Origin of the sequence: Natronococcus sp. (assembly GCF_047921035.1) — an archaeon.
Lineage (GTDB): Archaea > Halobacteriota > Halobacteria > Halobacteriales > Natrialbaceae > Natronococcus.
Map to the genome: position 1 here is coordinate 1 of NZ_JBLRWX010000054.1, position 23,848 is coordinate 23,848.

24 protein-coding genes and 2 pseudogenes are annotated in these 23,848 nt (G+C 67.2%); 16 read left to right on the forward strand and 10 right to left on the reverse strand.

The features are described 5' to 3' along the window. Window positions 1–382, reverse strand: a pseudogene (locus ACNA7R_RS11985) (polysaccharide deacetylase); the annotation flags it as partial. A gap of 305 nt (window positions 383–687) precedes the next feature. Between ACNA7R_RS11985 and dnaK the strand changes: the two are divergent. Continuing rightward, window positions 688–2,610, forward strand: a complete 1,923-nt coding sequence (gene dnaK / locus ACNA7R_RS11990) for a molecular chaperone DnaK (protein WP_416283797.1) — start codon at window positions 688–690, stop codon at window positions 2,608–2,610. A gap of 229 nt (window positions 2,611–2,839) precedes the next feature. Here the strand turns inward: dnaK and ACNA7R_RS11995 are convergent, their stop codons facing one another. Beyond that, window positions 2,840–4,153: an MFS transporter gene (locus ACNA7R_RS11995; RefSeq protein WP_416283798.1), complete on the reverse strand. Its 1,314-nt coding sequence runs from the start codon at window positions 4,151–4,153 to the stop codon at window positions 2,840–2,842. Window positions 4,154–4,289: 136 nt separating this feature from the next. Here ACNA7R_RS11995 and dnaJ point away from each other — a divergent pair, with 136 nt between their 5' ends. The 5 genes from dnaJ (at window position 4,290) to ACNA7R_RS12020 (ending at window position 8,116) form a co-directional block, all read left to right on the forward strand. Then, window positions 4,290–5,444, forward strand: a complete 1,155-nt coding sequence (gene dnaJ, locus ACNA7R_RS12000) for a molecular chaperone DnaJ (RefSeq protein WP_416283799.1) — start codon at window positions 4,290–4,292, stop codon at window positions 5,442–5,444. A gap of 92 nt (window positions 5,445–5,536) precedes the next feature. Continuing rightward, the gene (locus tag ACNA7R_RS12005) at window positions 5,537–6,124 is read left to right on the forward strand and encodes a DJ-1/PfpI family protein (protein WP_416283800.1); all 588 of its coding nucleotides are present in this window, start codon (window positions 5,537–5,539) and stop codon (window positions 6,122–6,124) included. A 55-nt stretch (window positions 6,125–6,179) separates the two neighbouring features. After that, on the forward strand, window positions 6,180–6,911 hold the full coding sequence (locus ACNA7R_RS12010) for a hypothetical protein (protein ID WP_416283801.1): 732 nt from the start codon (window positions 6,180–6,182) through the stop codon (window positions 6,909–6,911). 60 nt (window positions 6,912–6,971) lie between these two features. Further along, the gene (locus ACNA7R_RS12015; protein ID WP_416283802.1) at window positions 6,972–7,544 is read left to right on the forward strand and encodes an FAD-dependent oxidoreductase; all 573 of its coding nucleotides are present in this window, start codon (window positions 6,972–6,974) and stop codon (window positions 7,542–7,544) included. A 62-nt stretch (window positions 7,545–7,606) separates the two neighbouring features. Next, window positions 7,607–8,116, forward strand: a complete 510-nt coding sequence (locus ACNA7R_RS12020; protein WP_416283803.1) for a ferritin-like domain-containing protein — start codon at window positions 7,607–7,609, stop codon at window positions 8,114–8,116. Window positions 8,117–8,134: 18 nt separating this feature from the next. Here the strand turns inward: ACNA7R_RS12020 and ACNA7R_RS12025 are convergent, their stop codons facing one another. From ACNA7R_RS12025 to ACNA7R_RS12050, 6 genes are all read right to left on the reverse strand, one after another. After that, a complete protein-coding gene (locus tag ACNA7R_RS12025) occupies window positions 8,135–9,199 on the reverse strand; it encodes an alpha/beta fold hydrolase (RefSeq protein WP_416283804.1) in 1,065 nt (354 codons plus the stop codon). Between the two features lie 80 nt (window positions 9,200–9,279). Beyond that, window positions 9,280–10,224: a formyltransferase family protein gene (locus ACNA7R_RS12030; protein WP_416283805.1), complete on the reverse strand. Its 945-nt coding sequence runs from the start codon at window positions 10,222–10,224 to the stop codon at window positions 9,280–9,282. A gap of 207 nt (window positions 10,225–10,431) precedes the next feature. Beyond that, entirely contained in the window at window positions 10,432–10,722 is a 291-nt protein-coding gene (locus ACNA7R_RS12035) for a PadR family transcriptional regulator (protein WP_416283806.1), read from the reverse strand. A gap of 94 nt (window positions 10,723–10,816) precedes the next feature. Beyond that, the gene (locus tag ACNA7R_RS12040; protein ID WP_416283807.1) at window positions 10,817–10,957 is read right to left on the reverse strand and encodes a hypothetical protein; all 141 of its coding nucleotides are present in this window, start codon (window positions 10,955–10,957) and stop codon (window positions 10,817–10,819) included. A 1,230-nt stretch (window positions 10,958–12,187) separates the two neighbouring features. Next, window positions 12,188–12,610: a hypothetical protein gene (locus ACNA7R_RS12045; protein ID WP_416283808.1), complete on the reverse strand. Its 423-nt coding sequence runs from the start codon at window positions 12,608–12,610 to the stop codon at window positions 12,188–12,190. Between the two features lie 72 nt (window positions 12,611–12,682). Then, complete coding sequence (locus ACNA7R_RS12050; RefSeq protein WP_416283809.1) at window positions 12,683–12,895, reverse strand: hypothetical protein; 213 nt, start codon at window positions 12,893–12,895, stop codon at window positions 12,683–12,685. A gap of 178 nt (window positions 12,896–13,073) precedes the next feature. On the opposite strand from ACNA7R_RS12050, the gene ACNA7R_RS12055 reads away from it, so the two are divergent. Continuing rightward, window positions 13,074–15,260: a GH32 C-terminal domain-containing protein gene (locus tag ACNA7R_RS12055; protein WP_416283810.1), complete on the forward strand. Its 2,187-nt coding sequence runs from the start codon at window positions 13,074–13,076 to the stop codon at window positions 15,258–15,260. On the opposite strand, the gene ACNA7R_RS12060 is transcribed toward ACNA7R_RS12055, so the two are convergent. Both ACNA7R_RS12060 and ACNA7R_RS12065 read right to left on the reverse strand, forming a co-directional pair. Beyond that, window positions 15,257–16,573, reverse strand: a complete 1,317-nt coding sequence (locus ACNA7R_RS12060) for a glycoside hydrolase family 68 protein (RefSeq protein ID WP_416283811.1) — start codon at window positions 16,571–16,573, stop codon at window positions 15,257–15,259. The genes ACNA7R_RS12055 and ACNA7R_RS12060 overlap by 4 nt on opposite strands. 58 nt (window positions 16,574–16,631) lie before the next feature. Continuing rightward, window positions 16,632–17,786 carry an SPFH domain-containing protein gene (locus ACNA7R_RS12065; RefSeq protein WP_416283812.1) on the reverse strand — a complete coding sequence of 385 codons (1,155 nt, stop codon included), beginning with the start codon at window positions 17,784–17,786 and terminating at the stop codon, window positions 16,632–16,634. A gap of 415 nt (window positions 17,787–18,201) precedes the next feature. On the opposite strand from ACNA7R_RS12065, the gene hisC reads away from it, so the two are divergent. From hisC to ACNA7R_RS12110, 9 genes and pseudogenes are all read left to right on the forward strand, one after another. After that, window positions 18,202–19,332 (forward strand): histidinol-phosphate transaminase, encoded by a 1,131-nt coding sequence (hisC, locus tag ACNA7R_RS12070; RefSeq protein ID WP_416283813.1) that lies wholly within the window; start codon window positions 18,202–18,204, stop codon window positions 19,330–19,332. Continuing rightward, window positions 19,329–19,874, forward strand: a complete 546-nt coding sequence (locus tag ACNA7R_RS12075; RefSeq protein WP_416283814.1) for an adenylate kinase family protein — start codon at window positions 19,329–19,331, stop codon at window positions 19,872–19,874. Before hisC ends, ACNA7R_RS12075 begins: the two co-directional genes overlap by 4 nt. Beyond that, window positions 19,871–20,482, forward strand: a complete 612-nt coding sequence (locus ACNA7R_RS12080; protein WP_416283815.1) for a CDP-alcohol phosphatidyltransferase family protein — start codon at window positions 19,871–19,873, stop codon at window positions 20,480–20,482. The genes ACNA7R_RS12075 and ACNA7R_RS12080 overlap by 4 nt, the downstream gene beginning before the upstream one ends. A 77-nt stretch (window positions 20,483–20,559) precedes the next feature. Beyond that, entirely contained in the window at window positions 20,560–21,096 is a 537-nt protein-coding gene (locus ACNA7R_RS12085) for a multiprotein bridging factor aMBF1 (protein ID WP_416283816.1), read from the forward strand. Between the two features lie 49 nt (window positions 21,097–21,145). Continuing rightward, window positions 21,146–21,790: a triose-phosphate isomerase gene (gene tpiA, locus ACNA7R_RS12090; protein ID WP_416283817.1), complete on the forward strand. Its 645-nt coding sequence runs from the start codon at window positions 21,146–21,148 to the stop codon at window positions 21,788–21,790. Between the two features lie 40 nt (window positions 21,791–21,830). Beyond that, entirely contained in the window at window positions 21,831–22,223 is a 393-nt protein-coding gene (locus ACNA7R_RS12095; protein ID WP_416283818.1) for a hypothetical protein, read from the forward strand. Between the two features lie 59 nt (window positions 22,224–22,282). Continuing rightward, window positions 22,283–22,717 carry a DUF3054 domain-containing protein gene (locus ACNA7R_RS12100; RefSeq protein ID WP_416283819.1) on the forward strand — a complete coding sequence of 145 codons (435 nt, stop codon included), beginning with the start codon at window positions 22,283–22,285 and terminating at the stop codon, window positions 22,715–22,717. A 415-nt stretch (window positions 22,718–23,132) separates the two neighbouring features. Next, complete coding sequence (locus ACNA7R_RS12105) at window positions 23,133–23,348, forward strand: hypothetical protein (RefSeq protein WP_416283820.1); 216 nt, start codon at window positions 23,133–23,135, stop codon at window positions 23,346–23,348. A 51-nt stretch (window positions 23,349–23,399) separates the two neighbouring features. Then, a pseudogene (locus ACNA7R_RS12110) lies at window positions 23,400–23,848 on the forward strand (ornithine cyclodeaminase family protein); the annotation flags it as partial.

The following is a 23,848-nucleotide window of genomic DNA, read 5'->3' on the forward strand; positions in this document are numbered from 1 at the left end:
GGAGCTGTCCGGGCTCGAGGGAGGCGTCCCCCTCTTCCATCAGCCCGGGACAGGCCGCGACGCAGCCGGGGACGTCGTACTCCCGGTGGACCTCGTAGGTCAGCGTGTAGTCCTCGATCGGGCTGTCGTCGTAGGTGAACACGACCATTCCCTCGGCGTCCGCGATCCGTTCCTCCGAGTGCGAGTCGTCGTCCTCCTCGCTGGTCGAGCCCTCGCTCGTCTCCTCGTAGCCGTTCGGCTCACCCGTCCGCTCGCCGCGCCGAGCGCGCGTCTCCTCCGATTCCCTCGTCTCCTCTGGTTCCCCCCGCTCGTCGCGTGTGAGGACGTACCCGCCCAGTGCGCCTCCGCAGGCGATGCCGGACAGAAACGTTCGTCGATCCATGTCGTTCAGGATCCGGTGAACGCGATTCAGTATACGGCGGCTACCCCCATCGTAACTGCCGCCTACCGTCGCTCGAGGCGGTAACGAGGACTCATCTCGACCGTCGCGTCCACTGCAGCGTTGTAGGACTGTGGATTCGATCCGGCCCCCTCCTGCGTGGACTCGCTTCGGGGAACCCCACCGTAACCGACCGGCCGATCGATACTCCCTCCTGGAGCGGCTCTATCTCCAGATGTACTATAATCCAAAGTGCAGTCGCTCGCTGTGATAAGCTTTAAACCAAAGTGAGCATTACCCGTCTCGTAATGACGAGCAACAAGATTCTCGGTATCGACCTCGGTACCACGAACAGCGCGTTCGCGGTCATGGAGGGGGGCGATCCGGAGATCATCGCCAACGCCGAAGGTGAGCGGACGACGCCGTCGGTCGTCGCGTTCAACGACGACGAGCGCCTCGTCGGCAAACCGGCCAAGAACCAGGCCGTCCAGAACCCCGACCGGACGATCCAGTCGATCAAGCGCCACATGGGCGAGGAGGACTACACCGTCGAGGTAGACGACGAGGAGTACACGCCCGAGGAGATCTCGGCGATGATCCTCCAGAAGATCAAGCGCGACGCCGAGGAGTACCTCGGCGACGACGTCGCGAAGGCCGTCATCACCGTCCCGGCCTATTTCAACGACAAGCAGCGCCAGGCGACCAAGGACGCCGGCGAGATCGCCGGCTTCGAGGTCGAGCGCATCGTCAACGAGCCGACCGCGGCGTCGATGGCCTACGGGCTCGACGACGAGTCCGACCAGACCGTCCTCGTCTACGACCTCGGGGGCGGTACGTTCGACGTCTCGATCCTCGATCTCGGCGGCGGCGTCTACGAGGTCGTCGCGACCAACGGGGACAACGACCTCGGAGGCGACGACTGGGACGAGGCGATCATCGACTACCTCGCCGAGGAGTTCGAGGCCGAACACGGGATCGACCTCCGCGAGGACCGCCAGGCCCTCCAGCGGCTGAAAGACGCCGCCGAGGAGGCCAAGATCGAACTCTCCTCGCGCAAGGAGACCGACATCAACCTGCCCTTTATTACCGCGACCGACGACGGCCCGGTCCACCTCGAGAACTCCCTGACCCGCGCGAAGTTCGAGTCGCTTACGGAGGACCTCATCGAGCGCACCGTCGAGCCGACCGAGCAGGCCCTCGAGGACGCCGGCTACGACAAGGGCGACATCGACGAGGTGCTCCTCGTCGGCGGTTCGACCCGGATGCCCCAGGTCAGCGAGAAGGTCGAGGACCTCACCGGCCAGGAGCCCCAGAAGAACGTCAACCCCGACGAGGCCGTCGCGCTGGGCGCGGCGATCCAGGGCGGCGTGCTCTCGGGCGACGTCGACGACATCGTCCTGCTCGACGTCACCCCGCTGTCGCTGGGGATCGAGGTCAAGGGCGGCCTCTTCGAGCGCCTGATCGAGAAGAACACGACCATTCCGACCGAGGAATCGAAGGTGTTCACCACCGCGGCGGACAACCAGACCTCCGTGCAGGTCCGGGTCTTCCAGGGCGAACGCGAGATCGCCGAGGAGAACGAACTGCTCGGCGAGTTCCACCTCACCGGGATCCCGCCGGCGCCCGCGGGAACGCCCCAGATCGAGGTCACCTTCTCGCTCGACGAGAACGGCATCGTCAACGTCTCCGCCGAGGACCAGGGCTCCGGCGAGAGCGAGGAGATCACCATCGAGGGCGGCGTCGGCCTCTCCGACGACGAGATCGAGGAGATGCAGGAGGAGGCCGAGCAACACGCCGAGGAAGACGAGCAGAAGCGCCAGCGCATCGAGGCCCGCAACGAGGCCGAGGCGACGATCCAGCGCGCCGAGAAGCTCTTAGAGGAGAACGACGACCAGATCGACGACGACGTCCGCGCCGACATCGAGGCGGCGATCGAGGACCTCGAGGAAACCGTCGACGACGACGAGGCCGACGCCGAGGACCTCGAGGACGCGACCCAGGAGCTGAGCACCGAACTGCAGGAGATCGGCAAGCAGATGTACCAGCAGCAGGCCGGCGCGGCGGGCGCCGGCGGTGCGGCTGGCGGCGCCGCCGGCGGTGCGGCAGGTGCCGGGCCCGGCGGCATGGGCGACATGGGTGACATGGGCGGCGCCGCTGGCGGTGCGGCCGGCGACGACGAGGAGTACGTCGACGCCGACTTCGAGGACGTCCAAGAGGACGACGACGAGTAACGCGAGGAGTCGTTTTCTTCGTCTGCCAGCGAATCTTCGATTGTCTTCGCCCGTCAGCGCCCCTCCGATTCGCAGCGTCCGAAACGTCCGATGAGCGATCTCCTTTTGCGGGCGTCGGATAGCCGCAGCCCACCCGCCTCGAGCATCGCGTTCGGGTCCGTCGACGACCGGATCGTTCCTCGAGTTCGGCTGCCGTTCCGGGGCTCGAGCACCCGAAAAAGCGGATCGCTTACCGGTAGGCCTCGAACTCCTCTCCGAAGAGGCCGAAGTAGACGACGCCGATCGTGCCGATAGCCGACGCGATCACGAAGGCGGTCTCCGGATTCACGAACTGCCAGAGGAACCCGCCGAGTGCGCCGCTGGGAATCACGATCGCGCCACGAACGAGATAGTACGAACCCGTTACGCGACCGCCGGCACCTCGTTCGGCGGGACCGACGACCAGAGCCTTGTGGGCCGGCAATCCCGCAAATCGCAGCCCGGAGAAGGCAAAGAGCGCCGCCAGAATCCAGACGTTCTCCGGCGCGAAGATCAGCAGGATCGGGAAGAGAGCGTACACCAAAAAGCCGAACCCGACGACGGGTTTGAGGCCGACGTGCTCGGCGACTTTGGCGGCCGGGGCCATCGTCAGCAGCGCAACCCCCATTTCGATACTCAGGAGGACACCGAAGAAGGCGGCGGGGGAGAGCGCGAGCGTCCCGAGGACGGGAAGCGTCAGCGTCAGTCCGATCCCCATCAGCTGGGTGATGACGAGAATAAAGAACGCGTACACCATCCCGTTGGCGAACCGGACGAACGTGTCCGCCACCAGCAACGGTCGGAGCGGATCGGGCAGCGCACGAAGATCGTCGACGATCCGACCGACCCCCTCGAACTGCTTGCCAACCGTATCCGCATCGGCCTCGTACAGTACGTGCTGGGCAACCGTTCCGAGGATCGCAAAGACGATCCCGATCGCGAGCACCCACAGAAATCCGGGCATGAGTTCGTCGGCAACCAGAACGGCGACGATCAGCGGTGCGATGAGAAACGCCGTCCGTCGAAACGTTTCCGTACTGGCGAATCCCCGGGCCAATCGGCTAGGTTCGGTGGCTTGCTTGACGATCGCATAGTGGCCCCCGATTCCGAACGACTTCCAACACTGGGCCAGCAAGAGCCCGACGAAGATCCACACCCACGGCTCGAGGACGACGACGCCGAGGTCGATCGCGGGAACGTAGGCGGAGGCCAGCCAGATGACAAAGCCGAACGTCGAGAGGAAGCCGAAGACGGTGAGCGCGTATCTCGACCCGACTCGATCCGAGATGATGCCGCCGTAGTACGGGTACACCGCTCCGATGACGTTTCCGAGCGTGGCGAACAGTCCGACGACGAACCCGCCGGCGCCGAGATACACGAGGTAGTCGGGCAGAAACCGGTTGGTCATCTGGAACCCCAGGCTGAAGGCGAACATCGCCAGCGAGAGCACCAAGACGTCGCGTTGCAGCGAGAAGAACTGTCGAAACGGTCCGAGTACGTCGACTGATTCGCGATCGGTAGTCATTGACAGCCCTGTTACGATCAAAAGTAAATACAACTTCTTGTCCCTCCGGTGACGTGCTCCCACGACTCGCCGATGCGGAGCGGTTCGGAAGCGAACGGTCGTTTCAAGTGTCTCAACCGAGTACCGCCCACAACGAATGAGCGAGGATTTCTACGACGTTCTCGGCGTGAATCGCGACGCGTCCGCCGACGAGATCAAAAGCGCCTACCGGGAGAAGGCCACGGAGTACCACCCGGACGTCAGCGACGACCCCGACGCCGAGGAGAAGTTCAAGAAGATTCAGAAGGCAAAACAGGTGCTGACCGACGAGGAGAAACGCGAGGCCTACGACCGGATGGGCCACGACCGCTACGAGCAGGCCGAAAAGCACGGGTACGACGCCGGCGGCGGCGCCGGCGGCATGGGCGGCGACCCGTTCGGCGGCATGGGCGGCGGGATGGGCGGCGGCGGTCTCGGCGACATCTTCGAGCAGGTCTTCGGCGGCGGTGGCGGACGCGGCCGTCAGCGCCCTCGCAAGGGTCGCGACCTGCGAACCGAACTCGAGATCACGCTCGAGGAGGCCTACGAGGGCGTCGAAAAGCAGTTCACGGTCGAGCGACCCGAGGCCTGCGACGCCTGCGACGGCGAGGGGCACCCGCCGAGCGCCGACGCCCAGACCTGTCCGGAGTGTCAGGGACGGGGCCAAGTAACGCAGGTCCAGCAGACGCCGCTGGGTCGCGTCCAGCAGACGACCGCCTGTCCGCGCTGTGAGGGTGAGGGAACGCTGTACTCCGAGACCTGCGGCGAGTGCCGCGGCGAGGGGTACGTCCGCGGCGAGGCGACCCTGACCGTCGAGGTGCCCGCGGGGATCCAGAGCGGCCAGACCCTGCGGATGGAGCGGGAGGGCTCTCCCAGCCCCGAGGGCGGTCCCCGCGGGGATCTGCTGATCGACGTCGCGGTCGCCGAACACGACGAGTTCGAGCGTGAGGGCGACGACCTGCGCCACCGGCTCCCGATCTCGTTCCCCCAGGCGACGTTCGGCGACACGGTCCAGGTGCCGACCCTGGACGGGAGCGTCGAGTTCGACGTCCCCGAGGGGACCCAGAGCGGGGAGACGTTCCGCCTGCAGGGCAAGGGAATGCCCCGCCTGCGTGGGCGCGGCCAGGGCGACCTCTACGTGAAGGTCCAGGTCGTCACCCCGGACTCGCTCAACGAGGAACAGCGCGAGGCCCTCGAGGCGTTCGCCGAGGCGGGCGGCGACGAAATCGAGGTCAACGAAGGGTTCTTCGAGAAGATCAAGCGGGCGTTCTGAGCGGGCGCTCGAGGACGACCGTTCTGTCCGGCGGATAGTCTCGGAAGCTATCAGTGCGAGTTTTCCCGGACCGTGGTGTACGTGAACGCTCCATGTCCGAACAGATTCTGCTGCTGGCCGGCGACTTCGTCGAGGACTACGAGGTGATGGTGCCGTTCCAGGCGTTACAGGCCGTAGGCCACGACGTCCACGCGGTTTGCCCCGAGAAAGATGCCGGCGAGCAGTGTCCGACGGCGATTCACGACTTCGAGGGCGACCAGACCTACACCGAGAAACCGGGCCATAACTTCGAGCTGACCCACGAGTTCGACGCGGTCGACCCGAGCGACTACGACGCGCTCGTCGTTCCCGGCGGTCGCGCACCCGAGTACCTCCGGACGTACGACGCGGTCCTCGAGACGGTCCGGCACTTCTTCGAGGAGGACAAACCCGTCGCCTCGCTCTGTCACGGCCTGCAGATCCTCGCGGCCGCGGACGTCCTCGAGGGCCGGACCTGCACGGCCTACCCCGCGCTCGAGGCCGATATACGCCAGGCCGGCGCAGAGTGGGAGGACGCCGTCACGCGGGACGGCAACCTCGTGACCGCCCAGGCCTGGCCCGACCACCCCGAGTGGCTCGCGGCGTTTCTCGACCTGGTGGGGACCGACCTCGAGCAGCCGGCGGAGGCGGCCGACGACTGACGACCGACGCCCGCGAGTCGGCGCGCTTTTTTGGGATCGGATCCCAGTGACCCGTATGAACGCCGCGACAGCCGACGACCTGCTCGCGAGAGAGCGACGCGGCGATCGGACGGCGCTGGTCGACGCGACCGGACGCGAGTACGACCGCCACTGGCTCTGTACCTCCTCGTGGAAGGCCGGTAACTTCCTGCGCCATTCGGGCGTCCGCGAGGGCGTCACCGTCGGCGTCGTCGGCGAGGGCCCCCTCGCCCTGCTCGCCTTTTTCGGCACGACGCTGCTCGAGGGAACCACGCGGTTCGATCCGCCGACCGACCTCGCTGACGACGAACGGTTTCGGACTCTCGTCGCGCCGACCGACGAGGGGAGCGCCTACGAGCTCCCGCCGGGAGCCCAGCGAGTCTACTACGGTGACCGGCCCGACGAACCGGGGGTCCACCACTTCGACGCCGGCCTCTGGAGCGAGAACCCCTCGTTCCCGCCGCTTTCGATCGACCCCGGGACGGCGCTGGTAACGGACGGCGAGCGGACGCTGACCCACGGTGAGGCCCTCGAGGCGGCCAGGACCGTAATCGATGACCACGGGCTCGAGGCGGACGATCGGGTCGTCGTCCGGGCGCCGCTATCGACCCTCGGCACCGTCGTCGCCGGCGTGCTCGCGCCGCTGCTCGCGGAGGCGGCGATCGTCCTGTCCGCCGACGGCGCGGACAAGGAGCGCGGCGAGGTCGCGGTCTCGAACGAACCGGTTCCCGAACCCGCTCGAATCGACGTCGACGCGGTCCGTTACTGAGCGCCGGAAAGACCTCCCGCCTTGCACAACCTTTACTGACGGCTCGTGGTAGAGGCGGTCATGCCAGACGTAGCTATTGTCGGCGGCGGTACGGCCGGACTGAGCGCGGCGCTGTTCACCGCGAAAAATGGCCTCGAGACGGCCGTCTTCGACACCGACGAGACGTGGATGCACAAGGCCCACCTGTTCAACTACCCCGGGATTCGCAGCATCAGCGGCAGCGAGTTCATGACCGTCGCTCGCGGCCAGGTTCAGGACCGGGGCGCTGACCTCCATATGACCGAGGAGGTGACCGCCGTCGAGGAAACCGACGACGGGTTCCGGATCGAGACCGCCGACAGCGAGTACGAGGCGACCTACGTCGTGCTCGCGACCGGCGCCGATCGCTCGATCGCCGAGGAGATCGGCTGCGAGTTCGACGACGAGGACACCGTCGACGTCAACCTCAGCATGGAGACGAGCGTCGAGAACTGCTACGCGACGGGCGCGATGGTTCGGGCCGAGGAGTGGCAGGCGGTCATCGCCGCGGGCGACGGCGGTGCGGCGGCGCTCGACATCCTCAGCGCCGAGAAGGGCGAACACTACCACGACTTCGACACGCCGGGCGACGTCCCGACGTTCGAGTCGGAGTAACCCCGACCCGCCCTGCGTGTTCGTGGGCGGGACTATTCGTGCGGCGGGCGCTTCTACGTAGCATGAGCATCGACACACTCGAGGGACTGTTCGTCTACAAGCTCCGCCAGCAGTACTACGTCGAGCGGGAACTCGTCGAGACCCTCGACGAGCTGGCGTCGAGCGCGAACAACGGGCGGCTGCGCCAGAGCTTCGCCGACCACCGCGAGGAGACACGAGCCCAGATCGAGCGACTCGAGGCCGTCTTCGAGGCCCTCGATGTTCCGGCGGAGACCCGGGAGGCGCCGATTCTCGACGCGATCGACGCCCAGCGGCGCGGCTTCGAGGCCCAGATCGACGACGAGGACCTGCTCGATACCGTCTACCTCAACGCGGGGCTGATGACCGAACGGGTCGAGATGACGACCTACGAGGGGCTGTCGATGCTCGCGACCGAACTCGGGCTCGGCGAGACGGTCCGGGAGCCTCTCGAGGCGAACTACGCCGAGGAGCAGTCGGCCCACGGCGAACTCGACACGCTGGCGGCCGCCTCCGAGATGAAGTCGCTGTGGGATCGACTGACGCCGTCGTAAGGGGTCTCGGCGGCTCTCTCACCCCCGCTTCGCGAGCCAGTCGGCGATCCGTGGCCACCCCCGTTCGTGGGCGACCGCCGAGACGGAAAGTCCGACGTGACCGGTCGGCAGCTCGACGATCTCGGCCTCGTCGCTTCCGATCTCCTCGAGGATCGGGACGCTCGCCTCCCTGGGGACGAATTTATCGTCCTCACCGAGGACGAGCAGAGCCGGGGCGTCGATCGCCGAGAGGTCGACCCGCCGGCCGCCGAGTTCGAGCTCGTTCTCGATCAACCGATTTTCGAGGAGCAGGTCCCCGACGAACTCGCGGTAGAGCCGCGCCGGAACGTCGGGGCCGCCCAGAGCCCACTCGAGTTTCCGCCCCTGTCCTGCCACGAACTCGGGATCGTCCAGTCGATCCCAGAGCCGAAGCGGCGCGGTGACGGTGTACTCGACCGGTTTGCGCGACGCGAGCCCGACCTCGAGCAGCGGCGTCGGAACGGCGTCGAACACGCTCGCGACCTGCTCGTGATCGTGCCCGGCGGCGAGCGTCCGAAACAGCTCCAAATCGTCTCCGGCGCGGAAGTCAACCCGGGGGCCCTGGAGAACGAGCGTCCGGATGCGATCCGGAAACAGGGCGGCGTAGGCGACGACGAGCGGGACGGACGTCGAGTAACCCAGCAGATGTACCGACTCGGTCCCCTCCCGCTCGCGGGCGGCGTCGACGCAGTTCGCGAGGAATCGCGTCACGTAGTCCGCGAGCCCGAGCGAGCGGTCGATCGGCGACGGATCTCCCCAGTCGACGACGTAGACCGGGATCCCGCGCTCGAGGAACCGTCCGACGACGCTTCGTTCCGGCGCGAAATCGAGGATTGACGGATCGTTGATGAACGCGTAGGCGATCACTACCGGCGTCGCGTCGGTCGCCCGCTCCGGGTCGTACCGCCGGAGCCGAACCGGCGGCTCCTCGTAGACCACGTCGTAGGGGGTCTCGCCCGGTTCGGCCGCGGTGAGCTGGAGCGCCCGGTACGGTGCCTGTCCGAACTTTCGGGGAGTTCGGACGGCCCGATCCGCGAGCTGGCGCGAGCACTCGAGGGGATCCATTGTCGTCCGTACTCGGACGGGCCACACGCTTGAGCCGCATCCTTGCAGGGTTCGCCGCCGTCGAGCCCGCGGAGTCGGGGCTAATCCCCGGAGCGCGGTCGACCGGAACTCGAGGCGGGCGGGGACGAACCGGCCGTCGGCTCGGCGACCCCGCTCCCCCGCCGAAGCCGTCGCTCGGCGCGCCCGGCGAGGTTCTTCAGCAGGATGCGTCCCGAAAACGAGAGGCTGTGGCGCAGTTTCCGGTAGTAGACCTCGCCCAGCTCCGCCTCGGGAACGGTCGTCGGCTCGAACGTCGGATCCCGAAGGTTGGCGACGCCCTCGCTCAACAGCGAGATCTGTCGGTTCACGACACGGTCGAAGACGTCCCACAGCGTGGGGCAGTCGTCGATGGGGACGTCGTCGTAGGCGACGATCTCGCCGCCGTCGATCGACTCGTTTAACCGCTGCAGCGTGGCGCCACACCGGTCCTGCCCGTCGTGAAACACCGCCGGCGGCCCCATGCCGCGGTACGATCGGATGTCGGCGGGGTGAAAACTCACGACGCCGAACTCGGGCGCTTCGAGGATCGGTCCGCGAACGAGCCCGAAACCGAAGAGCACCAGCGCGTCACACTCCTCGGCGACGCGGTCGACGACGTCGTCGGGAAACTCGTACCAGGCGCCGTCCGTCTCGGGCTTACACCGGACGTGGTCGGCGTCGGCGAGGACGTCGACGTGCTCGACCGATCGACGCCGCCAGAGCGGTCGCTCCTCGCCGATCAGCTTCGCGAGATTTCGCTCCGCGAGTACGAGCGCCCACGCGCGCTGGCGCCCGAGCAGGTCGACGAACTCCCGGACGTCCGCGAGCCCGATCCGACTCCGCGTGTTCCACGCCTCGGGATCGCCGTCGGCTTTCTCCTCGTTGGTGACGACCAGCGACACCGTCACGTCGTGGTCGGCTCGTAGCTGCTCGAGGGCGCGAACCTGCCACTCGTTGAGGTAGGGGTCGGCCAGAATTCCGATCGTCTTCGGCCCGGATCGCGTCATGGTACGTTCGTCCGCCCGTTTCCCCCTTAGTTACAGTCCCCGTGCGTTCGGTTACGGGCTCCGAACAGAGAGAACGTGACTCGCTCGAGTGGGAACGAACCCCTTCCCCGTGTCCGTCTCGGCCGTCTTCGACGGCGGTTACGCTCCCGGTTCCGGAGGACTCCCGTCGGCTGCCGGAGGGTGCGAGAAGGTGCGAGAAGAAGCCGGTTACGACTCGCCGAGCAGCTCCTCGACGTACTGCTGTTCCCACTCCCGGCGCGCCTCGAGTTCGCGCTTGCCCCGCCGCGTGACGGTGTAGAAGTTCGTCCGTCGGTCGACCTGCCCTTTCTCGACGAGCCCCTTGTCGACGAGCGTGTCGAGGTTCGGGTACAGCCGCCCGTGGTGGATGTCCTTCTCGTAGTACTCCTCGAGTTCCTCCTGGATCGCCAGCCCGTGTGGCTCGTCCTGTCCCTCGATGACGTACAACAGGTCCCGTTGAAAGCCGGTTAAATCATACATGTTTCCTCGATTGAGCTATTGATATAATACGATATCGGAATCGAACCGCTTTCTGAACCGATTTCCCACCCGAGCGGACGTTCCCGGGAGATACTCACCTCGCGAGGGAGACGTCGGCGCCGCGACACTCCGGACAGACGCGCTCGCCGCCGACTCTCGGATCGCCGTCGCGAATCATCCAGTTGAGTTCGTTCGCGTCCCCGCTCCAGCTACAGGTCCGACACTCGGATCGCATCGGCTCCGGTACGCCGTGTGGAACGATAGCTCTTTGTACAGGGTCGGAACCGGTATCCGCGCCGACACGAACGGGCGGGCCGCGCTCGAGCGAACGAGCCCCGTCCGAGCGGGAGCCGAACGCGAGCGCGTCGAACGCGAAGAAAGGACGGATCGTCGGCGACGGGTTCGTGGTTTCGTCGTCGACGGGCGGTCCGGTCCGGGATCAGTCGGTCGTCGCGTACGGATCGGCCGGTCCGCCCTCCAGCACTTCGAACGACGTGCCCCCGCAGGAGCACTGGCGAACGCCGATCGGCTCGACCGCTCCGCCGTCAGACTGTCGGACTGCGAACACGTTCCCGCAGTCCGTACACGTCCCAGCAGCCCTTGTTTTGGACGCCATACGTCTCCTATCAGTATCGGACGGTATAAGCAGCCCGTGAATACGATCATAGTACTCGCGCCGTTACTACAGGTGTAACAACGGGTTCCGAGGCGGAGACGGCCCGTATCGCGACGGCGTTCGATCGCGATCAGTAGCCGACGGCCGCGCTCGGTACGGACTCGAGGAGCGGTCGCTCTCGAGTCGGTTCGATTTCGACGGGTTGCAAGAACGCGCGCGAGGTGAAGTCCCGCTTCAACTCGCTCCGTGTGGTTCGTCTCTGGTTCGTGGTGCGAGGTCGGTGGGATCGAAGTGAGGGCATGACCTCTGACCGTTAGGGCAGTTCGAATAGCTCCCCCACCGACCACGTTATTCTACTTAGGAGTGTTATAATAATCTTTTTATTAGTTAGATATAATAAGAAACCCTGTCGAACGGCTAACCGGTGTACGAACGGTCTCAGTCGTTGGGGTCGCTTCGATCGCGGATCGCGACTCGAGCGTCCGTTCCGCGAGCCGACGGTTCTCCCCGACGAACCGACGGTCCAGTCGCTCGGACCGTGGCGTTCGAAACCTCACGAAAGAGCAGCGATGGGGGGAGGGGAGTGGCCGGGGAAACTCACGAGCGATGTGTCAGAGGCGGTATTCCGCCGGCCATTTCATTTACTGATGCTCGGAAATAAATACTTTCCCCCTCGAAGTCAGCTCCGACTGTCGGTCGGGGCGAGGAACGGCTCCCCCTTCGAGGCCAGCCCCTCGCCGGGCAGGGCGTGCTCGAGGCCGTAACTGCTGCCTCGTGTTCATCGTCCACGAGAGGAATCCCATGACTTCAGTCCTGGGTGGATATCAACGGGTTCTGCGACGCCGTCCGTCACTCCCACCCAGTTCGTCCGTCGAGTCGGTCTCGAGCGACCCGAACCGTCTCGTCGCGTCGCTCGTGGAAGACCGCGACGCAGTCGGGCGCTCGACCGTCGAGATCGACCTCGAGGACGTACTCGACGACGCCGAGACACCCGACACAAAAGCCGTCCGGTTCGTCGATGCCGACCGTCACCTCGAGTGCGTCGCGCTCACGGGAAACCGACTCGAGGACGAGGCCGTGACAGGGCGTCGGCGTCCGAATCAGTCCCTCGACGACGAGCGTTCCGTCGTCGACCCGGACCGTCGCCGCGTCGTCCTCGTCGCTCGCACAGCGCTGGTCGCGGCGCTCGAGCGACGCCGTTTCGTCGTCCTCGCGGGCGACGAACACGCCGAACCCGGTCGCGAACCCGCCGAGCAGCGTTCGCCGTCGCATACCGTACCCGCCCACGGCGCGGAATAAATCGCTTTGCCGTCGGCGGGCCTCGCGTCCGTGTTCGCCCTCGAGTTACCGGAGTCGGTGGATCACGCGTAGCAGGATCGAGGTCGCCGTCCCGAGCCCGGGGATTCGCGTCGAGAGCGCGGCCGCGGCGAGCAACAGCAGCGCGCTCTTGGGTCGCCCGCGGGCGAACGCGAGTCCCGCGTCGATCACCGTCGAGGCGATGCTGAGCTTGTTCGCCGACGAGCCGCCGAAACCGCCGTTACTGGTACTGGTAGACATCGTACCCGCTCTAGGGGTGCCACGAGGAAATAGTATCCCCCTGATCGCTCGGGGAGGAAACCGAACCGCTGGCCGAGGGATCGGCGGCTTTCGCCGGAATCGCCCGCTCGAGAGATCCCGACCCGAACCGACCCCACGTCGGCACGCCTATTACGGTCCGACGCCGCGTTGGGAGTAGATGAGCGAACCAGCGGAGACCGTCGGATTCCTGGTCGCCGGCGAGCCCTCGCCGGAACAACGTAGCGCCCTCGAGTGGTGCGAGGCGGCCGGGATCGACGTCGAGACGATCTCACTCGCGGCCGTCGTCGAAGGCGGCGCCCGGCTCGCGGCGTACGACGTCCTCTGGTGGCACCGCGCCGAGCCGGCCGACGACGCCGTCGCCGGGGACGCGAGCGCCGCGATCGAGCGGTTTCTGACCGACGGCGGCGGGCTGCTCCTTTCCCTGCGGGCGCTCGAGGCCGTCCCCGCGCTCGGGATCGATTCGGTCGGTCCCGACGCCGCGGGAACGGAGGAGGGGACGACCGGATTGCTCGTACAGTCGCTTCGCGCCGATCGACCGGTCTTCGAGGGACTCGAGGGGCTGCGGGTGCCGACCGCCTCGCCGGAGGGCGAACGGCCGTTCGCGCGCTACGAGCGCATCCTGCCCGAACGGGGCGCCGTCCTCGCGAGCACGCTTCGGGCGGACGGGGAACGGCCCCACGAGACCGCGCTGCTTGGCTGGCGGATCGGCGACGGCGACGTCGCCGGGCTCGGAACGGGGATCCGGTTCGACGGTCCCGTGCCCGAGGAGGGCGCGCGCAATCGGGACCGCCTGCTTCGGAACCTCCTCGCGGTGCTGGGCGGAACGGATCGGCTCCTCGAGCACGACCCCAAGGGGACCCCCGCGCTGTCGGCCGACCGTGAACGGCTGGCCGACGACCACCACCGGCCCCGGTACCACGTCTCGCCGCCGGGCAACTGGCTCAACGATCCTAACGGGATGATCAAGTGGAACGGGACGTACCACGCGTTCTACCAGTACAACCCGGGTGGACCCCACCACGGGACGATCCACTGGGGGCACGCCGTGAGCGAGGATCTGGTGACCTGGGAGGACCGCCCCGTAGCGCTTTCGCCCTCGCCGGACGGTCCCGACCGGGACGGCTGCTGGTCGGGCTGTGCGGTCGACGTCGACGGCACCCCGCAGATCCTCTACACTGGGGGCCGGGACGACGTCCAGCTCCCCTGTCTGGCGACCGCGACCGACGACGAGCTGACCGGCTGGGAGAAATCTCCGGAGAACCCGGTCATCAAGTCGGTCCCCGTCGAGCCGCCGCTTCGCTCGAGCGAGCACTGGCGCGCGGAGTTTCGCGACCACAACGTCTGGCTCGAGGACGGCGTCTGGCACCACCTCATCGGTTCCGGGATCGAGGACGGGGGCGGGACGGCGCTGCTGTACACCAGCGAGGACGACGACTTCACCGACTGGACCTACGAGGGGCCGATCCTCTCGGGTGAGGCCGAGACGGACGGCATGATCTGGGAGTGCCCCGAACTGCTCGACCTCGGCGAGAAGCGGCTGCTGCACGTCTCGAACTACGAGGAGGTCCGGTACTACCTGGGCGACTACGCTGAGGGCTCGCTCGAGGTCGAGCGGACGGGACTGCTCGACCACGGCGCGTTCTACGCGCCCCAGTCGCTGCGCGACGACGACAACGACCGGTGGCTCACCTGGGGCTGGATCAAACCCGATCGCAGCCCCGAGTTCCAGTGGGACGCGGGCTGGTCGGGCACCCTCTCGCTGCCCCGCGAGATCGACCTCGACGAGGCGGGTCGGCTCCGACAGCGCCCCGCAGCCGAGCTGACCGCGCTCCGGGAGGAGCGCGGCTACGACGGCTCCCCGGCGCTCACCGACGAACGCCGCGAACTGCCGATCAACGGCCGATCGTTCGAACTCCGGGCCGAGATCCGCCTCGACGACGCCGACGAGTGCGGGCTCGTCGTGCGCGGGTCGCCCGACGGCGAGGAGGAGACGCTGCTGCGGTACACCCGCCAGAGCGACCTGGTCGTCGACCGGTCGGCGTCGACGACCGACCACCGGGCCTCGAGCGAGCCGATCTCGATGCCCGTCACGCCGGTCGACGAGAGCCTGTCGCTGCGGCTGTTCGTCGACGGCTCGGTCCTCGAGGTCTTCGCGAACGAACGCCACTGTCTGACGACGCGGATCTTCCCGACCCGATCCGACAGCGACGGCATTTCGCTGTACGCCGCCGACGGCCGGGCCGTCTTCGAGGACCTCGAGGTGTGGACGCTCGGCTCCGCCTGGCCGGATGTCGGAGCCGAATCGGAACTGGAGTCGGAACGCCCGGTCGGTCCGGAGAACTAGTACTCGCTCCCGTCGCCCCCGCCGCGGTACGAGGCGAGCAGCGAGGGGAGTTCCTCGCGGGGCAGCGGCAGGTGGCCGTGATCCAGCACGCCGAGCACCCGCGTCTCGGTGCCGTCGACGCCCAGCCGAACCGTCGGGGCGAGCGTGCCCCCGAACCGACGCTGCTGTTCGTCGTCGGGCAAATTCGCGACGTCGTCCAGCGAGAGCCCGCGCAGGTCGTAGTAGTTGAAGAAGCTGCTGACGAGGATCTCCTCGCGGTGGGGGTAGGCCAGCCAGGAGTAGGTCTGGAACGGCGCGCTCTCCGGATTGGTGAGCACGAGCCCCGACTCGTTCAGCGGGACGTACTCGCCCCGCAGCGAGTCCGCGACGAAACCGTACAGCGCGTCGTACCCCTCGAGCCCCTCGGCGAAGGTGTGCTCGTGACTCGAGAGGAAGAGGTAGTACTTCCCGTTCTGGACGACGACGTGCGGTCGCTCGAGCTCCTGGTTCGTGCCGACACCCTCGAGGATCGGCGACTCGAGTTCCCACTCGGTCGGATCGCCCGACGGCGAGACCGCCAGCCCGACGCTGCCGTTGAAATCGAGGTGTTCGGGGTCGGCGTCGTACCGGTCGCTCTCGAGTTCGGGGTCGGGAACCGGGGTGTTGGCCTCGAACAGCAGGCAGGTCTCGCCCGTCGCGGGGTCCTCGAAGAACCAGGGGTCCCGGAAGGTGTAGATCATCCCCCGGGACTGCTCCTCGCGCTCGTACTCGGTGCCGTCGGGCTCGAGTAAGATCTCGTGGTCGAACGGGCCCGAGATCTCGAGGCCGTCGCCGTCGGTCTCGACCGTCCCGCCCGAACCGACGGCCAGCCGCTGGGTGTAGGTGAGGTCGGTCTCGCCGCGGGTTCCGGAGGCGGTGTAGTAGACGTACAGCTTCCCGTCGCCGTCCGTCTCGTCGTAGAGGGCCGAGCCGGCCCACTGGCGCGAACCGAACGGAGCGTCGCCGTCGAAGACGGGGCCGCCGCAGGTCCACTCGCGGCCGTCCCGCGAGTAGAAGTACCGGATCGTCGCCACGTCGTGGCGTTTGCCCGGCAAGAGGTCGGCCGGCGCCGTCAGCGAGAAGATCACGCGGTAGCCGTCGATCTCGGCGACCGTCCCGTCGCGGTTGCGAAGGAGCCAGGTGTCCCAGACGTGTACGTCCGGATCGATGTCCTCCGTGGGCGGGTAGACGACCGGCGCGAGCGTCGCCTCGCTGCGCCGGATCGCGGCCGCCTGCGAGCGCGTCCACCGCGAGATCGTCCGCTCCTCGCGAGCGGACCGTGGGTCGTCGTGCATGCCGTACCGTCCGCAAGCGCGGTAGAAAAACGATTTGAAGCGCGGGCGCGACCGACACCTAGCGGTTGTCGGCTTCCGGCTCCTCGCCCGGCGTCTCCGCTTCGTCCCGTGGCACGTCGATGCTGTCCGGGCTCTGACCCATGTCCTCGCCCTCCTGGATCGCCTGGGCCTCCTGTTCCATCGCCTCGACGTCCATCTCGAGTTCCTCGTCGATCTCGCCGAGAATCTCGCTGATGTCGTCGAGGCCGATCAGCTCACGAGTTTCGTCGTCGAAGTCGAGACTGTCGAGCTGGCCGTCCTGTTGCTGGACGTTGCTCCCCGAGAGATGCTTGCCGTAGCGCCCGACCATCGACGTGAGCTCCTGGGGCATAACGAACGTCGTCGACTCGCTCCGGCCGATCTGTTCGAGCGTCTCCATTCCCTTGTCGATGACCGCGCGTTCGCCCATCGATTCAGCGGATTTCGCCCGCAGGACCGTCGAAATCGAGTCACCCTGCGCCTCGAGGATCTGACTCTGCTTCTCACCCTGGGCGCGGATGATGTTCGACTGCTTCTCACCTTCGGCCTTCTCGACGGCGCTGCGGCGTTCACCCTGTGCCTCGAGGATCATCGCGCGGCGTTTCCGTTCGGCGGAAGTCTGCTGTTCCATCGCGCCCTTGACGTCCGGCGAGGGAGTGACCTCTCGGACCTCGACGCTCTCGACGCGGATGCCCCACTCGTCGGTGGGTTCGTCGAGCTCCTGGCGGATCCGCTCGTTGATCATCTCCCGGCGGCTGAGCGTGTCGTCGAGCTCCATGTCGCCCAGGACCGCACGGAGGGTCGTCTGGGCGAGGTTCGAGACGGCGTTCTTGTAGTCGTCGACCTCGAGGAACGCCCGCTTTGCGTCCATCACGCGGATGTAGACGACGGCGTCGGCCGTGACGGGCGAGTTATCCCGCGTGATCGCTTCCTGGGTCGGCACGTCGATCGTCTGGGTCCGCATGTCGAAGGTGTAGACCCGCGAGACGAACGGCGGCACGATGTTGAGCCCCGGCTGGAGCAGCTTGCGGTACTCCCCGAAGACCGTCAGTGCACCTCGATTGTAGGCGTCGACGATCTCGACCATCTGCCAGACCGTGATCGCGGCGACCGCGAGGACGAGGGCGCCGATAAACAGCATCGGATCGATCCCCGGATCCTCGAGCTGCAGGAACGTCGCCACCAGCGTGTTCATACTCGAACCAGGGCTCCCGGCCGAATAACTCTTCGTTCAGGAATATGTGAGAGAGTACCACTTTCCGGGCGAGCTTGCCGGTTCCGTCCGATTTCCACCGACGACTCCGAACCGGAGACCGGCGTGGGTCGCTCCTCGCGGTCGTTTCGCTCGTACGGCGCGTTCGGACGTGGCGCTCGAGACGGACGATCCGTCCTCGGCGATGGTCACCGTCGTCGAGAGCGTTATCGCGGAGTCGGCGGTTTCGGTGGCGATTTCGCGATCGGAGGTCCGAACCCGGACCGATGAGACCCGCCTCGGGTCGGTCCAGCAGGCCCGTTCGGAGGCAGCGGTTCCGGCGTTACCGATCGGATCCCGAGGGGAGAGACGAGAACAGGTAAGCACCCTTAAGAGCCGCCGGAAACAGGGTTCGCGTATGCAACCGCGCGACCTGTCCGACCACGTCGCCTACGAGGCGGGTCGAGGCATCGAGGAGGTCGCCCGCGAACTCGGGCGCGACCCCTCGGAGTTCATCAAGCTCGCCTCGAATGAGAACCCTCACGGCCCGTCTCCTGCGGCCGCAGACGCCATCCGGGACGCGGCCGGGAGCGTGAGTTCCTACCCCAAATCCGCCCACACCGACCTCACCGACGCCGTCGCCGACCGCTGGGCCGTCGCGCCTTCGCAGGTGTGGCTCGCCAACGGCGGCGACGGCGCGATCGACTACCTCTCCCGGGCGGTCCTCGAGCCGGGCGACGACGTCCTCGTCCCCTCGCCGGGATTCGCCTACTACGGGATGAGCGCGCGCTTTCACCACGGCGGGGTTCGGGAGTACGCCCTCGAGCGCGAGGCCGACTTCGCCCAGACGTCCGAGGCCGTCCTCTCGGCCTACGACGGCGAGCGGATCGTCTACCTCACGAGTCCGCACAATCCCTCGGGGTCGACGATCGACCTCGCCGACGTCGAGGAGATCGCTGCGGAAACCGACGACGACACCCTCGTCGTGGTCGACGAGGCCTACGGCGAGTTCGCCGACGTCGACGGCGCCGTTTCCCTGCTCGAGGGACGAGACGGCTTCGAGGCCCGCGACGATATCGCCGTCCTGCGGACGTTCTCGAAGGCCTACGGCCTCGCGGGCGTCCGCCTGGGGTACGCGATCGTTCCCGACGAGTGGGCCGACGCCTACGCCCGGGTGAACACCCCGTTCGCCGCCAGCGAGATCGCCTGCCGCGCGGGGCTGGCCGCGATCGACGACGACGAACACGTCGAGCGAACCGTCGCGACGGCCCGCGATTCCCGCGAGTACATGCGCGAGCACCTCGACGCGCGGGTCTGGCCCAGCGAGGGCAACTTCGCGCTCGCGGCGGTCGGCGACGCAGCGGCCGTCGCCGAGGAGCTCCAGGAACGGGGCGTCATCGTTAGGGACTGCTCGAGCTTCGGCCTGCCGGGCTGTATCCGGATCACCTGCGGCACCGAGACGGAGACCGAACGCGCCGTCGAGACGGTAAACGCCGTCCTCGAGGAACTGGCCCTCGACCGGGAGCGCGGGGAGGTGACCGACGCGTGAGGATCGCCGTCACCGGCACCCCGGGGACGGGAAAGACCACCGCGACGGAGCTGCTCGAGGACCGACTCGCGGACGGCGAGTCGCCGATCAAGGGTGACGCCCTCGAGGTGATCCACCTCAACGAGGTCCTCGAGGAGGAGGAACTCTACACGGCGATCGACCCCGACCGCGAGAGCAAGATCGCCGACCTCGACGCGCTGGCCGACCGACTCGCCGACTACGAGCGAGCGGTGATCGAGACCCACCTGGCACACCATTTCGAGGCGGACCGGGTCGTCGTTCTGCGTTGTGAACCGTCGGCGCTGAAGAGACGATTACTCGAGCGCGGCGAGAGCGAGGCCAAGGCGATCGAGAACGCCGAGAGCGAGGCGTTGGACGTCGTCCTCGCGGAGGCGGTCGAGGAACACGGCCTCGAGTCGGTCTACGAGATCGACACCACCGACCGCGATCCCGAGGCGGTCGCGGCCGACCTCGAGGCCGTCGTCGCGGGCGACCGGGAGCCAAGCGCCGGCGAGGTCGACTTCGTGGGGTACCTCGAATGACACTGGATCAGCTTCGCCCCTACGTCTCGGGACTCCTGGACCCGTTCGTCGAGGGGTTCGACCGGCTGGGAATGACTCCCAACGGCGTCAGCCTGCTGGCGTTCGGGATGGCCGTGCTGGCGGCGCTCGCCTTCCTTCTGGGCGGTCGGGTGGCGCCGATCTGGTTCGTCGCGGCCGCGATACTGGTCTTTCTGAACGGCTGGCTCGACGTCATCGACGGCGCGCTCGCCCGCGAGCAGAACACCGCTTCGGCGGGCGGGGACCTGCTCGATCACGTCATCGACCGCTACGCCGACATCGTCATCATCGGCGGGCTGGCGGCCGGTATCGAGAGCTACTTCCTGGGCTTTCTGGCGGTGACGGGGGTGGTGATGACCTCGTACCTGGGCACGCAGGCCCAGGCGGTCGGCCTCGATCGGGTTTACGGCGGGCTCATCGGTCGCGCGGACCGGCTGGTGCTCATCGGGCTCGTCGGCTTCCTCGCCTACCCCTTCTCGGGCGCCTACGGCGGGCTGACGCTGATCGGCTGGCTGCTGGTCTTCCTCGCGGTCGTCGGCCACATCACTGCGCTCCAGCGCTTTTATTACGCCTGGATCGCCCTCGACTAGCTCCCCCGTCTGCCCCGTCTCCGGCGGCCTGGGACCGCGCCGCATGGTTTATGACGTCCCGCGATATAGGTTCGGTCATGGTTCAATGCGAGATGTGTGGCACCGAGACGTCGTCTCCGAAGACGATCAAGGTCGAGGGTGCGAAGCTGGACGTGTGTTCGAACTGTACGGAGTTCGGGACGGAGGTGAAACAGCCCAGTAGCTCGAGCTCCTCGACGAAGTACTCGACCGGCTCGAGTTCCTCGAGTTCGAGCTCCGGCGGGGCCACGAGCGGCGGGTCGACGGCCTCGAGTTCCGGCGGGTCGCGCCGCCAGGACATGTTCGACGACATGGACGAGCTGGCGACCGACTACGACGACCGCGTCCGCACCGCTCGCGAATCGAAGGGGCTGAGCCAGTCCGAGCTGGCGAACGAGCTCAACGAGAAGGCGAGTCTCGTCCGGAAGATCGAACGCGGCGACACCCTCCCCAGCGACAGCGTGCAGTCGAAACTCGAGAGCTTCCTCGGGATCGACCTGAGCGCGGAGGGCGGTTCCGCGGAGGACTCGGAGTGGTCCGGCGGCTCGGCGTCGGGGAGCTACACCCTCGGCGACGTCGTCAAACGGAAGGACTAACGCCGACCGACTCGCAAGCTATTTCTCTCCAGCGACGGGCGTCTCTCGTATGTTCGTTCTCGTCAACCTCAAGACCTACCCGTGCGATCCGATCGAGGTCGCGGAAGCCGTCCGCGACGTCGACGACCGGACCGAGGCCCGACTGGCCGTCGCACCCCAGGCCGCCCACCTCGAGCGCGTCGCCGAGACGGGGGTCGAGACCTGGGCCCAGCACGTCGATCCGATCGACCACGGTAGCAACACCGGCCACACGCTCGCCGAATCGGTCGCCGACGCGGGCGCCGACGGCACGCTGATCAACCACTCGGAGCAACGCCTGAAACTCGCCGATATCGACGGCTCGGTTCGTGCGGCCGAACGTGCCGACCTCGAGACCGTCGTCTGTGCGAACAACCCGGCCCAGATCGGCGCCGCGGCGGCGCTCGGCCCCGATGCCGTCGCCGTCGAACCCCCGGAGCTCATCGGCACCGGCACTCCCGTCAGCCAGGCCGACCCCGACGTCGTCGAGGACGCCGTCGACGCCGCAGCGAACGTTGACTCGGACGTCTCCGTGCTCTGTGGCGCGGGTATCAGCACCGGTGACGACGTCGTCGCCGCGGGCGACCTCGGCGCCGAGGGGGTCCTGCTGGCAAGCGGCGTCGCGAAGGCCGACGATCCAGCCGCGGCGCTCGAGGACCTCGTCGAACCGCTGTAGCAGGTAATCGTTTTTACGGACACCGGCCCAACTCGGTGGTATGTCACCGGACCACGCCGTCGCCGTCGCACTCGAGAATCGGCTGATGAGCAACGGAATCTACGTCACCGACGTCTCCTGGCCCGACGGCGGCGGTGGCGAAGCGCCCGCCGACGGCGCGGCGATCGACCTCGAGTACGAGACCGTCGCCGAGGCGCCGTTCGTGACGACCGACGAGGTGAGTTCGGTCGTTCGGATGCTGCTCGCGATCGCCGAGGAACGGGAGTGGACGCCCGGTCGGCTCGAGGTCACCTCGCGGTCGACCGACGGCGAGTTGCGGGGGCGCTGGCACGTCGAAGGGGCGTGGTTCGCGGGACTCGACGACGAACTCTCCGAGGTGGAGTTCTCCCAGCGCGTCCTCGGGACGGTCACCCAGCCCTCCGAAGCCGAGTAGCGCTCGAACCCCGCCGAGAAACCGGGACACCGATATGGACGGCGCCGCGAGAACGAGGTATGGACGCTCCAGCCCGTTCGTCGGACGCTCGCGGGACGGAAGCGCTCGAGCGCGGGTCGCTCGCGCTCGGCGCGGTCGACCTCGCCCTGGTCGCCGGAATCATCCTCGTCGGCCAGTTGAGCCACGGCGTCGACCCGCTCTCGGAGCCGCTGGTCGCCCTCGAGACGGTCGTCCCCTTCGCCGTCGGCTGGCTCGCGATGGCGCCGCTGGCGGGGCTGTACGCGCCGGGCGTCGCCGCGTCGCTCGCCCGCACCGTCCGCGTAACGACGGTGGCCTGGGTCGCAGCGGCGAACGTCGGCCTGATTCTGCGGGCGTCGGCGCTGTTCGACGGCGGCGCGGCCTGGCCGTTCCCGCTCGTGATGACCGGGTTCGGACTGCTCGCGCTCGTCGGCTGGCGCGGAGTCTACGCGGTCTACGCCCGCTCCCGGCGCTGACCGAAACGAAGCGAGTCCGCTCGACGAGTCTCCTCGGTAGAACGGCACACAGGATCGAACAACGACTTCGAACGGTGATGTTCCGCCGGGTCTCTCAGAAACCGAACACGATGTTTTCTTCCTGATACGCTCGGGAGAGAACATAATTATCGATCGTTTCCTTTCTCGCGTCCGGCGAGCGACGAGTGCAGGTCGGTCCCATCTGGCGATTATTTCGTCTTCAGCCGGTGAATATTCGGACCGCTGTGGGGAATTGTTGCCTGTCGAGCTAATAATTTCATAGCTTTCTACAGCAGCATAATTGATACATAAGTTATGGAAATCTGTCCTCTGCAATACGAGTTAGAAATAGGTCCACTATCAGCTAATTATGGGAAACACTTATACCAGTATTCCGCATAGTATAGAATACATTATGACTGGATACTACGACATTGTTCTCGGCCTCATCCCAGTCGCACTGCTCGGTATCACCGCCGCACTGGCGTTCGTCGGCCTGTCAGTGACGACGGCGATTCCGGTCGGCGCGTTCGCCGCGATGGCGCTCATGGGTCACGCAATGTTCGTCAATACCCCGGTCGATTCGACCGAGGACGTCCAGTCGACGCCCCAGCCGATCAACGCGGACTGAACGCGACCTCGAGCCGGTATCCCTTTCTTCCCTCCCGCTGTTTTCCCCGGTGTGACCGACACCCTGTTTCTGACGAGCGAGGACGTCGACGGGCTCGCGACTCCCGCCGAGTACGTCGACGCCGTCCGCGAGGGGTACCGCCAGCGCGGCGAGGGCGCCCCGGCCCAGCCCAGATCGAAGCTCGTTCGCGACGAGCCAACGGGGATGCTCACCGGCTACACCGCCATCCTCCCCGACAGCGGCGTCATGGGAGGCTACACGTACAGCGCCGGGTTCGGCGCCGAGGACGCCTGGTTCGTGTTGCCGCTGTTCGACGCCGACAGCGGGGCGCCCCTGGCGCTGTTCGACGGCGCGAGCATGAACCCGTTCAAGACCGGTGCGGCCGGCGCCGTCGGCGTCGCGCCGCCGGCGGCGGCAGCCTCGCTGGGGACCGCAGCCGAGCTGGGGGCGGCAGCGCCGCTGGTGCAAGGAGCTTCGTCGAGCGCGGCGGCGGCCAGCAC